Below are 12,512 nucleotides of genomic sequence, written 5' to 3' on the forward strand. Positions count from 1 at the left end.
ATTTGTGGAAAACTGTTGATTCTAGTTTATCGTTTACAAACCTCCGTTATAACTCCTCTCTAGTAAGGAATTCGAATCAGTATACCCTCATAAGCGAACTTAATAGGCAGATACGTTAATACCAGTAGAAGATTCGAATTCATCTACTAATTCATTCGACATTCTTGCAAACCTTTCATTACTAATTAAAGCCTTTCTATAGTTAGAACCTAAGTTTTCCCATCTGACTTTACTGAATCTGGCTACATTATGTAGATCAGTCTTCAATTGGTTGTTAGTAATCTCTTCAATCCTATATTTTGTTTTGCTACTGTTAACTTCAACCAAAATGAAATTAAACCCCTCTTCGATAAACAGGTTGATGATATCCTTCTTAAAAATCGAACGATCCTGTACAGCAATTGTGTCGATGTCCTGCTTTCTTAATAAACTGATAAAATACTGAGCAACTAGTGGATTACTCTTATAAGAATGGTAATTGGCAACACTTACTCCTTTAACATTTTCTAATAACACCTCTAGTACGCGGCTTTTCATTTCTAAGTCAATACTGTCATCCCTTTCAGCACTTAAGTGAACCATATACCCAACTTTAATAACTGTATTTTTTTTCATGGTAAATCTCCTCCTTAATATCTAAGTTCGGAATGTTCCGACCATTTTGTTTAGAAAGGTGCTCGATTGCACCCATGTTTTTTGGCAGCATTCTTCTGGTGTCTCACAAAATAGGCAAATACAGTAATTTTCTTTTACTTTTCTTCCACCATTATCTAGTTTCATGCCTTCATTGTTATAAGGTCCCATATACGATTAGTTGTTTTATACTTATTCATAGTTTCTTGGACCATCTGATTAAATTCATCTATTGACCACAACAGGTCTTCTCCTTCAAGATATTTACAAGCAATTTCCCTTATTTCATTTGGAATCACTAAAATATCAAATGGTTTGTTTTTCTCATCAACTAAAAAGTACTGCAATCGTTCTTGATTAATTAAATAGAACAATTCATTCACCTGTAATGTCTTATCAAACCAAGAGTGGTAAATCTTATTTTTCATCCCACTAAACCTTGTCATGAAGATTAAACCATTTGCTTTTTCGTTTCCTTTTACAGTCGCTCTTACATTTGCATAGTGTGATTTCATTAATTTTTCCAACTTATAATTAAAATCTTTAATGATAAACACTGTCTCAATGGTATTCAATTTTTGATTATTAATTACAACAGCATTCATAAAACCCGGTTTCATAATTCTACTGGCATCTTCCATTTTCAACATATAATCTCCCCCTTACAATTTTTATTTACCTAAAAAGGAACTTTTGTCCTATAAAATTAAATGAAAGTGGACATTTTGTTCAAACTGTAGATTTATGATATCACTGTTGTTTATTATTTGTAAATACCCAAAAGTAAACTTTTTTCAAAATACAAACAAACTTTGTGGACATTTGGTTCAATTAATAATATTATTTATTTAAATCATATTTTGGGGTGAAACGTTATGAGTGATGAAAAAGTAATGATTGGGGATCGCCTACAGATTCTGTTAGACAAGAACAATATGGATATTTCAAAAGGATCTTTAATGGATAAACATGGTTTTAACAAATCAAATTTACACAAATACATTACAAATGTTAGAAGACCTGCCTTAGAAGATATCATTAAATTAGCAAATATTTTTAATACATCAGTAGACTACTTGGTTGGAAACAGGGAATATATATTAGATACTTGGGACCCAGATTATTTAAAGGAGTTTCTAAATTTTGCAGCAGAAAAAATCAATGAACATTTCGTAGAAAGGCAAAATGTTCATTTACCTGATAATGATTCAAACTACGCTTTATTGTTTGCATTAACCCATCTATTGTTGTCAGAAGGCAAATCTTTTGAAGATTTTACAGATGAAGAAAAAGAAGTTCAAAAGGAATTAATTGATTATATAATCGCAATTTATTATGGAACTATTAGGATGGCTCAACAAAAACATTTCCATATTGATGAACTAAAGGGTATGTTAGGTAGTATTTTTAATAACATTGATGGTGACTATAGTTTCAAAGACGCTTCAATAATAAATGAACTAGAAAAACGTGAAGATAAAACTGATGAGGAAAAAATTGAAATATTAAAATCATATATCCATGTGAATATGAAGAATAGTCAAAAAGCATTAGAATTACTCCAAGAACTTAGCGAAAAAAAATAATATTGTTTTACGTAAAGTCTAAACATCATATCAGCCTTATTTTTTCAAATAAAAAGACCAAACAGTAATAAAAATCTGTCTGGTCTTTTAAGACATCCAAGAAAAGGATTAACACAAGAAAAACACTCAGGAAATTAGGCGTACCATCAGGAATCTAAGGGGAAGATTCCTGATACCTTAATCTTCCCTATCCAATATCGAAACCCTTGTTTTTTAAAAATTTATTGCAAAAAATCTCATGAATCATAACTATTTCGAATCAGTAAACACCACTTGCCTACCACTTAACATCTCCGATAAAGTATAGTACCATCCACCAGCATTATTTTTTTCAGGACGAGGATTATGTGATAAGGAAATGTGATCATTTTCAGAGAGAATATAGAATCTATACGTATCATTACTCTTGAAGCCATGCCCCTTTTTTCTGTCCTCAACATATGCTGATAGCCTATCTTTATATAAAAGATTGCTTTCAGATATATCTTTAAGAACTGATAAGTTTTCTGGAGCAAGAATCAGAATATCTTCAATCTTATACAATTTATTCATTACTCCACCCCCCTTTTGACGAAACGTTATGAAAAGTGGGTCACGATAGTTATATGAAGGTGTGTCTGGACAAGCATGTATATGATAATTGGTGATTTCTTCAAACGTTTTACCTGCTGGAACAGATAGTATTTCTTTTTCGTAATAGTGCATACCTTTATCTACTCCTGTAATAAATTTATAGTAATCCATTAAAACTGAAGATTTTGTTGTATCTAAATTTAATTGAAGCGTTTGATGTAGTACTTCTATCATTTCAACCCAAGTAAATGAAACAAACGCTTCTGTCTTGAAAGATTGTTTATACTTCGTCAGAGCAACAGCAATTTTAGGTACTTGTTCATCATGTGGGAAGTATTTAGGATTAACGTATCTCTGGAGTTGTTCTTCTAGACTATGGTTAATATCTAATTTAATGTTTTTTGCTTCAATAATTAAAACAAGCACTTTTTTGCTATTGTGATAAAAAGTGAGGGTTATATCCCTTCTAATCTTCTCCTCCCCATCACTAATCATTTCTGCATCAACTTTTAAAAAGTCACAACTCAAAAACTGAAGAAATTCATTTTTACGAAGTGTTTTCTTAATAACTTCTTGTATTTTATTTATAGACAAAAATTCTATTAATAACTCCGAGGACAGACTAAATAAATATGCTAGACCTTTAGTTTGCTTGGTTTCACGGTCACCATCAATTAAATCGAACAGAGACGACTTATATTTACTGTTTTCGGTTTGATACAATCTAAATACAGCATTACTTAAATGATTAAACATAAAATGACCCCTAATCAGTATTTAGTTCATTTCCAGATAATCTATCAAACTATAATAGATTAACTAATAAAGTTAACCCCTCCACAAATCCTCAACGGCATTTTGTTTATCCTCTTCAGTAGGAGCAGAATACCGAAGTACCATTTCGGCACTTGTATGACCACTGAGTGATTGGATTACGCTTATGTCTTGGCCATTTCGAACAAGTGATGTGATAAAAGTATGTCTCAATGCATGCACATTAAATCCTTGCTTTTCTAGTATATACTGAACGGCTCTTGTACTAATTCTTTTACCCCTATTTGATAGAAATAGAGGTTCTTCGGAATCCTTTCTATCTTCAAGATATTTCAATAATGCTCTTCGTACTTCCTTGTTTAAGGGGATTGACCTTTCTTTATTTCCTTTACCTCTACGGACTTTAACTTCCCCTTTTCGATCACTCAACACAATATCTGACTTATCCAAAAAAACCAACTCTGATAGGCGTAATCCACTATTTAATAGTAATTGTACTATTGCCATATCCCGTTTGTTTTCATTTCTATCAATTTCCCTTATTAGACGGTTAACTTCAAGACGATCAAGCGCTTTAGGTGCTTCGTTCTTATAATCAACGGGTTTGACTACAGCAATATCTTCAATTGTATTTTCTTTATGAGACCATTTGCTAAACTTCTTAATTGCATTCCAGATTTTATTAATAGTTGCAGCGCTTTTACGCCTGCTAACTAAAAAATCAATATATTGTTGGACATCACTTCTGGCATAGCATCTTAAGTCAGTTCCAGCACCTTCCAACCATTCACTAAATTGCTTGATTGCATGAACATAAGTTTTAATTGTCTGCTCTGATTTTCCTCTTAATGCTTCTTCTGCAAATTGGTTAATCATATACTCTCCTCCACATTTTTCGGCTTAAATAATTCTATGCAATATTTTTTTGCTGTTAATAGCCGTTTTTTATTTCATTTTCACTGTTATTTGGTCGCATGATAGCATGGAATACCTATTCTACGCAATAAATCTATGCAATCTTAGAAATACTTCTTTTCTGAGTACAAAAAAAGAACCTTTCCAGTATATAACCTGATAATCGGAAGGTTCTTTTATTGTTATTTAATTCATAAATACATTTACTTAAAATTCTTTTTCTTTCTTTATATTGTCATTTGTCTTCCATACCTATTAAAGGTCAACTTACTTAGTATGCTGGTGGTAAAATTCGGTATGATACTGTTACTTCATCATCGTAGTATCCATACTTATGCCAATCTTTTTTAGATATTATCCTACACGAAAAACTAAGAAGGTGAGAAACATGTTCATTTTTAATTTCTAAAGTAAATTTACTTCCTTTAAGATTATTTACTAGATGATCACTTATTCTCCATTCAACATCGTATGACTCTTCCTCAAAATTTGGATCAATTTGGACTTCTATAGATAAATAATCTCCCGGACGTAAAAAAAACTCTTCATTTTCATGAAATTGCTTTATACCACAACCTACACCAGTATCTACCATTTGGTTACGGTGTACCTCGTTTCCAAAGGAATCAACAAACTTCATAATAGTTGGAACATTATAAATCACATTTAGTCCCTTCTTTCTGTAGTATTCTTTTAAAGAATCTATAATATCATTGCTATAACAAATAATTTGCTCTGCTTGTCTTACACTAATTGGATTTGCATGTGCCAATTGGTTTCTAGGATCAATTATTTTTTTTATAGTAAACCTTGCATGATCTGCTCCGAATGGGAAAACTTCTCCTAAAGCATCTTTAAAGAAAGCACTAAAATTATTTGGATTGCATATGATATCTATCAAGTTATCCAATAGTGTTGCATCAATGAGTCTTGGATACCTAAAAGGTTCCCTTTCCTTTCTTGCCTTAATGTCATTTCCTATGCTGTTCTTAATGACACTATCTCCATTTTCCTTCTTTACAAATAAATAGTCTGAACCATATGCTTCAGTAAAGGAATCATCAACTAATCGTCTTAACCAATTTTCAAGTGACTCAATTTTCTTTTTACAAGTACTCCGTAGTTCTTCTTCTTGAATTTTGTGTAATGACATTAAAAATTCTCCTTAAATTAATCATATCTTATAATGAGTTTAATTCGCTGACATACTCAATTCCTTGATTTCAATACCATTCTACCAATTCCTAAAAATGATTTATATATTTCATTTTTATGTATAATTAAATGTTCACACATAAAAAATCTTTGTCCATTTTCTTCCTAATGCTCCTTCTTCGTTTCAGACTCCTCTTCACACGATAATCCAATAATATTTTACTAAATTTACCATATAATTAATTACTAAATTACATGCTAAAAGCAGTGCTATTTCTTGTGAGAAATACACCGCTTTAATACTTGTTTTTTACATATACTTTTCCTTTGCAGGTACCCCAAAAGACAACGGCTTAATACATTACTTCTATTTTTTGCGAGAACACTTTTATACCTAATTAAAGAAAATAATAACCCACATTACTCCGATATTAAATGTCATTAAACTAGTCCATTCTAGTGTTTTCTCAATTCTATTTGCCATTGTTTCTGACATGAAACCTTTTATCCTATTAAAAATGAAAGACTTCATTAAGGTTATTGCGAAAAAGATTGCTACTACAATGATGCAGCCATTTGCAATGCGGTTGATACTGTCTACTAAAACCTGCAACTCAATTGTCATTAAGATTAGCCCCTTTATCAAAATGTTTGTTTACTCACCTATTCTTTATATTTCTCTGCAACAAAACCTTTATTTTTTCTGAGTTTCACTGTTGGAAAATCATATAGAATCTACAAAGGTTGGAAATATTTGATCCGAAAATTCACAAGATTAGTCAAAGGGCTTAACCTTAAATTCCGTCAAAATGTACTGAATTTCGCATTATACTGTCAAATTAAATAAATGTTATTGAAAATCTAATTTATTCGTTTCTTTTCTTTTTTCTAGACAGTAAACAATCACTTTAATTACTATATATGGATTTTTTTCGGACGGGGAATTTATTATTTTCATTAATAAAATTTTCCTAAAAGTAAGACATGGAACTCACATAAACTACTATATTTGGTCCCATTTTTTATAAGAAAAGACCAAATAGCATATATCACTATCTGGTCTTAAGTGTATAGTTTTTATTCCAAACGAAAGGAGCGTATATACAAGAAAGGGTTCTAAGACATTTCAAGGAATACTAACCATCAGGATACTATGAGGAATCTTTAGTCCTGACACTGTCATCTATTAATATTGGCAGGAATTAAGTATAATTTAAACTTGATTTCCCGTTCAAAATTTATATCGGATTAACTATTTTTCGTCATTCTTAATCACCTTAAATTCTAATTTCTTCTTTTCTTTTTCCATTCTCTTGAAATATTCCTTCAGAAATTCTTTCCAATCAATAGGCTTTTCCATCTATTTCTCCTCTCTGAATTTTAAAAATATTGTTAGCGTAATTTTTAAAGTTATTAAAATTATTTAATAGTACAATGTTGTTTAAGTTTAACAAGACTTCCTTCCTCTATTTAAAAAATATCATATGACTAGTATATATGGTCTCATATTTATAAAAAGAAAAGACCAAATAGCAAATATCACTATCTGGTCTTAACTGTATAATTATTATTTCAAACGAAAGGGGCGTATACACAAGAAAGAGATCTAAGACGTTTCAAGGAATACTAATCATCAGGAATCTATCAAAATCTTTAGTCCTGATACTGTTAAATTCAATATCAGTTGCCAATTTCCTTTTTAATTAATGACATTTTGAAATAATTTATTTGCAATATTATTATCGCACATAAAAAATTGCCAATCTTTATTAACTAATATTAATTATTACTAATCAATACTACCTATAACTTAAAATATAGTATCTTATTCCCATTTTCATCAATAAAGATTTTGTTAGATCTTTCTTCCCTAATCTGTCTTTCCTTTACTTCCCTTCTTATTATATTTAGAGGTATAAACCAACTGATTGACCCGCAACTATAAACCATTACTGTAATTTCCGCATAAGTCATGTCTTTAGTAATCATATAAACTAGGAACCCTGTGAACAAACCTGTTAAGTTAAAAGTAATAAGTGTAATACCATTCCAAAACATCTCATTCTTAATTTTAAAATGCCTAATAACATTATCAAATAGGTTTAAATAAAAACGGTGAAACAGAATACCACTACAAATAAATACTCCAGCAAATAGACAAAAATAGTCAATGGGACTGAATTTTAAGATGAAGTAATTAATTGGGTAGAACAAAACTGAATAAATTGAACAAAGTATGATTGCCCAAATAAACAGAGTAATAATAAATCGGACATTTGAATTAATCTCTTTCATGGCATCCCCCTTATAACAATCTAATTAACATCTTGTGATTTATACATACCCTTTGCTTCAATTACATTATTAATTACTAGATTCCAACAGAATGATCCCATGAAGAAAAAGAAAGGCATGAAAAAAGTAGAAAACACATTGTTTCCTTGAAAAAATAATATCAGTCCGGATGTTATTGAGACAAATAATATTAAAGTTAGCATCAACCAAGAATAAGCAGGTGGCATTTTATTATTATATTTATTCTCATATACAACATATTGATATGTGGGAATATACATTCGCTTATAAATTAATCCCCCTACCTGCATGGTCAGATACGTAACAATAACTAAAGACATAAAACTGTGATTCCAGAATTGTAAGGTCAAAGGGGTAAACAATAAGATTAACAAAAATCTACACAAGGCGTTAAATAAGTGAGTATTCACTCTCTTCTTCTTGTTAGGTATTAGCAAATCTATAATAAACGCCTCCGCTCTATTAAAATCTATGGATATTCTTTTATTATACGTTGATCAAGAGTTACAGTCAGGGCCAAATAAACGTCAAATTAAGTACCTATTCAACATATTTTGACATAATAAAAAGGAGCGGGATTTATTGCTCCTTCTTCTTCAACAACTTTTCTGGAAGATTTGGCACTATCTTTGCTAGATGAAAACTAATTAACCATATAAAGCCAGCAATAACTGTGTACCATGTATAATTTAACGTATCTACAAGTCCTGACTGCAGTACAAACCAATTTCCTAATAACACTATGGAACAGTTAATCAAAAAAACGGAGAGTAGAAAAAGATTTCGGATGAATATTGCAAGGAAATCCTTATCCTTGATTTTTTTATGTAATCCAAAATATATCTCACTAAAACAAACCGTACCAATTATAGAAAAGATCAAGGCAGTCACGTATGTGTATTCGTCAACTTGGAACGAAATAGGAACCGTTGAGATTAAAAAAATTATTGTTACTACAAAGAAAAATAAATATGTGAATGATTTATGTATTTCATGTTTATACATCATGCTCAACTCCTTTTAATGGTAGTATTTACAAAAAAGAAAAAGAGCAAACGTCATGTTTACTCTTCAATATGCTCTGCTCTAGAGCCATTTGTTTTGTTTATATATATATTTCTTCCCCTTCCTCTTTGGCAAAATAACAATGTATAATCCCCAATGCATCACGCACGTGCTCGTTAGTTCTTAGTTCACCATATATTTTATGTATAGCCGGCTTTATTTCTTTCTTACTGGCTCTTCCATTTCCTGTGATAGCCTTCTTAATAGAAGCCGGGGCATATGTCTTTATTTCTTTACCCTTGTTTGCTGCAATGAGAAAGATTACTCCTATAACCCAATTTACTTCCTTACTTCCACCAGTATAGTTATTTTCACATAAAATCAGTCGCACATTGTTTTCGTCAATTATTTTTTCAAGTTCCATATATACAAAATGAATCCTTTTGTGAATAGGTGTATCAGCATTGGTTTTTATTGTATGAAGAATGACAATTTTTTGTTCGAAGGTTGTTATAGCAACGCCAGTAGAAGTTAATGAGGCATCTATTCCCATAATCGTTGGTTCATTTGTCAATTGCATATGCACACCTCCCTACATTTGCACCAACATTTAACGATCAAATATTTTGTTGGTACAGGTTTTGTCATTGGTGAGCACACTATCTCTTTGTACTTTAATTATTTTTATCTAATTAACATTTTCTTTTTGTTTTTTCAATGAATTATAGATAAATTCGAGTTCTTTGAAATTGCAAAAGTACCTTTCATGAATTTCATTTTGATACGTAAAAATAATTTCAACCGGAAAATTCTCAACACTGGGATTTAATTTAACACTCATAATTAGTTCATCGTCCAATCCGTCTAGGATAATATCATTAAGTATGCTTATAAAAAAATCAGTTTGAATCGCCTTAAAATCTCTTTTAGTCAGGGTAAAACAATTTTTTTCACCTTCACGGTCAATTATTTCCACATAAACAAATTTATTTAAGTTATGCAATAGGACACTTGCTGCATCGTTAAATAACTCATTTATTCTAATTAACTCATGAACGCTATATTCATATTTGCCCATTCATCTCCTCTCCCTTCTTTTTAATCCCCTATTTCAAGGGAATGCTCTATTTGTAACTTCTTTTTTTAGAAGGAAAAACCTTTATTAATAATGAAAGCCATATAGATATTGTTATAGATTTTTGTAAATAAAATAAAAAAAAAGCAAGGATACTATCCCTGCCGTTGTTATTATTCACTGTTATTCTCATGAAGCAGATTGTCATCAGGTTCTTCTAATTCCTCACATAACATAATTACTTTAAAGAGTTCATCGTTGTCTAAAATATATTCAGCCAGTATAGGAACTATCACTTTCATTAGACTTATAAAGGATGAATAAAAATTTTGAAAACAGAGGATATTATACTCACCTACATGGGCTGTATTTTTATCCACGAAACACTTTTGACTTTTCGTGATGTATAAAAAATAAATAAACTTGCTTTCAGAATGATTTATCCATTGAAAGCGGGGATGCTTTGCAATGATAATAGTATAATCATCGTGAATCGCCTTAACATAATCCAATTTCTTTTGTCTTTCCTTGCTAACCATATGAGTGTACACACCTTTCTAGTGAAAATATTTACACTTATTACTTTATACACACATATGTTCTATCCTTGTTTTCAATCTATTAAATTTTAAAAATGAACTTTTAAAAAAGACCACTTTAATATGAATTGTAGTAATTAACAATTATAGACATACAATAACTTAATTATATGTTTTAAAAGATTTTAAGGTTTTTAAAGAGAATATCATGAATATATAGGTATTTCTCATTTTCACAAAACTCGTCACAATTATGTTGCAACATATTAATCTGGTTTTTTCTCTTTTATGTTATAAAAATATTAAGCCTTAAACAATTGTTCTTAGGGAGGAATGATATTAAGAAAGGAAGTGGTATCTTGGAAGTAAATAATGAAATTTTGAACAAAATGAAGGAGTTATTTATCACAGTAAGGTACAAGTATATCAAACAAAACAATGATGGCAATGGTTATCAAACTTTTAATCAATACGAAAAAGAGAGACACAAACCTTTGCACGATGGATTTTTAAAGTCCCACTTAATGCGAGAAAATACATACGGAATTTTTTGCAGAAAAAATCTTACAAAATTTGTGACATTTGATGTAGATGTCCCCGATAAAACAGAGGCAAAGAGGGTGGTTTTGGCTCTCTATGAATCTTTAAATAACTTGGGAATCCCAACCCATAAAATCTATACAAGTTGGAGCGGGACTAAAGGATATCATGTTGATATTTACTTTTCAAAAGAGATTCCATATAAGTCTATGGAAAAACTCTATAATGCAGCGATCAAATCAACACTTAATCTCCTAGGTGGAAATCTAGAGGGACAAATTGAAAAAAGGCCTTCGCCTACTCAAGGTTTAAAACTCCCCTTGAGTATCAATTTTAAAAACAAGAATCAAATCGATAATATTTGCTGGTATGTTGATGTCCAAAATAACTTTACACCTATCCGTTCCTTAGATTTTATTTTAACTATAGAACCTATAGATGCTCAGATTATAAGTGATTTAATCAATGACCTCCCTGATGTTGAAACAGACCAATCTCTTGCAAACGGAAAAATATTAGAGAAAAATAGAATTAATGTTGATTTTTCTAATTTTTATTTATCTAAAGAAGATCTTAATACTTTAGAAAAATTATATAATGAAGGATTAAAGAACTCTGGAACCCGGAATGCTTCTCTTTGTAAACTAGCGATTTATTTTAATACACTTAAAGTAAAAAAAAGTGAATGTAATCAACTACTTAAAGATTGGATGGACAATCAAGACCCAAATCTCTATAAAACACCTTTAAATACGTGCTATCAAGAAATTAACCGGATTGTAGATCTAGTATATAAAAAAAATATTATTTTATTTAAAGGTAAAACAGAGATTTCAATCTCTAAGTCCGATATGTTAACTATTTTTCAATATCCTAAAAAGTTACACAACATTATTACCGTACTCCTTATTCATTCGAAGCGGTTTGAGGATAAAGATAGAAAATTTTATATGACATACGAACAAATAAGCAGGGCTTCACGATGTGCAGTACGTACAGCAATGAATCAAATAAAAGAACTAGAGCAAATTGGCATTATTAAAGTAACAAGAAACCATATACTTGGCACTCCTGAAAATCATCCAAATACATATGAACTAAGTCTGAATTGGTTAAAATCTGACAGAGAAATTATGATTAATGTAACAGCCGAAAAATTAGATTCATATTTGGATATTAGGATTGATTTAATAAAAGAAACATTCTCCTATATTGAATTGTCGAATATTAAAGAGATACTGATTAAAGCAAAAGAGCAACAAGCAATTACAATACAATAAATTAGGTACTTCTCAGAAGTTTTTTCAAATGTATTTAAATTTATCACTTTTTTCATATAATTCAAGGACCCTTTGGTTTATCCAAATGAGGTCCTTATTCAAATTTCCAATCTATATCAAT

At 30.3% G+C, this 12,512-nt stretch carries 11 protein-coding genes; 2 read left to right on the forward strand and 9 right to left on the reverse strand.

What is annotated here, in order from left to right:
• Positions 1 to 99: 99 nt before the first annotated feature.
• Both Q9R36_RS23875 and Q9R36_RS23880 read right to left on the reverse strand, forming a co-directional pair.
• Entirely contained in the window at positions 100 to 615 is a 516-nt protein-coding gene (locus Q9R36_RS23875) for a hypothetical protein (protein WP_311225990.1), read from the reverse strand.
• Between the two features lie 161 nt (positions 616 to 776).
• A complete protein-coding gene (locus Q9R36_RS23880; RefSeq protein ID WP_311225991.1) occupies positions 777 to 1,283 on the reverse strand; it encodes a hypothetical protein in 507 nt (168 codons plus the stop codon).
• A 225-nt stretch (positions 1,284 to 1,508) separates the two neighbouring features.
• On the opposite strand from Q9R36_RS23880, the gene Q9R36_RS23885 reads away from it, so the two are divergent.
• The gene (locus Q9R36_RS23885) at positions 1,509 to 2,219 is read left to right on the forward strand and encodes a helix-turn-helix domain-containing protein (protein ID WP_311225992.1); all 711 of its coding nucleotides are present in this window, start codon (positions 1,509 to 1,511) and stop codon (positions 2,217 to 2,219) included.
• 249 nt (positions 2,220 to 2,468) lie between these two features.
• Here Q9R36_RS23885 and Q9R36_RS23890 read toward each other — a convergent pair whose 3' ends face one another.
• The 7 genes from Q9R36_RS23890 to Q9R36_RS23920 form a co-directional block, all read right to left on the reverse strand.
• Positions 2,469 to 3,548 (reverse strand): hypothetical protein, encoded by a 1,080-nt coding sequence (locus Q9R36_RS23890; protein ID WP_311225993.1) that lies wholly within the window; start codon positions 3,546 to 3,548, stop codon positions 2,469 to 2,471.
• Positions 3,549 to 3,620: 72 nt separating this feature from the next.
• The gene (locus tag Q9R36_RS23895; protein WP_311225994.1) at positions 3,621 to 4,442 is read right to left on the reverse strand and encodes a tyrosine-type recombinase/integrase; all 822 of its coding nucleotides are present in this window, start codon (positions 4,440 to 4,442) and stop codon (positions 3,621 to 3,623) included.
• Between the two features lie 310 nt (positions 4,443 to 4,752).
• Entirely contained in the window at positions 4,753 to 5,634 is an 882-nt protein-coding gene (locus Q9R36_RS23900; protein WP_311225995.1) for a hypothetical protein, read from the reverse strand.
• A 396-nt stretch (positions 5,635 to 6,030) separates the two neighbouring features.
• Positions 6,031 to 6,261 carry a hypothetical protein gene (locus Q9R36_RS23905; protein WP_311225996.1) on the reverse strand — a complete coding sequence of 77 codons (231 nt, stop codon included), beginning with the start codon at positions 6,259 to 6,261 and terminating at the stop codon, positions 6,031 to 6,033.
• Positions 6,262 to 9,057: 2,796 nt separating this feature from the next.
• The gene (locus Q9R36_RS23910; RefSeq protein WP_311225997.1) at positions 9,058 to 9,537 is read right to left on the reverse strand and encodes a crossover junction endodeoxyribonuclease RuvC; all 480 of its coding nucleotides are present in this window, start codon (positions 9,535 to 9,537) and stop codon (positions 9,058 to 9,060) included.
• A gap of 108 nt (positions 9,538 to 9,645) precedes the next feature.
• Entirely contained in the window at positions 9,646 to 10,035 is a 390-nt protein-coding gene (locus Q9R36_RS23915; RefSeq protein WP_311225998.1) for a hypothetical protein, read from the reverse strand.
• Positions 10,036 to 10,205: 170 nt separating this feature from the next.
• The gene (locus tag Q9R36_RS23920) at positions 10,206 to 10,571 is read right to left on the reverse strand and encodes a hypothetical protein (protein ID WP_311225999.1); all 366 of its coding nucleotides are present in this window, start codon (positions 10,569 to 10,571) and stop codon (positions 10,206 to 10,208) included.
• A 299-nt stretch (positions 10,572 to 10,870) separates the two neighbouring features.
• On the opposite strand from Q9R36_RS23920, the gene Q9R36_RS23925 reads away from it, so the two are divergent.
• Positions 10,871 to 12,391, forward strand: coding sequence for a TOTE conflict system archaeo-eukaryotic primase domain-containing protein (locus Q9R36_RS23925; RefSeq protein ID WP_396137136.1), 1,521 nt, complete (start codon positions 10,871 to 10,873; stop codon positions 12,389 to 12,391).
• Positions 12,392 to 12,512 lie beyond the last annotated feature (121 nt).

The organism is Bacillus sp. AG4(2022) (genome assembly GCF_031844465.1).
Classification (GTDB): domain Bacteria; phylum Bacillota; class Bacilli; order Bacillales; family Cytobacillaceae; genus Bacillus_AB; species Bacillus_AB infantis.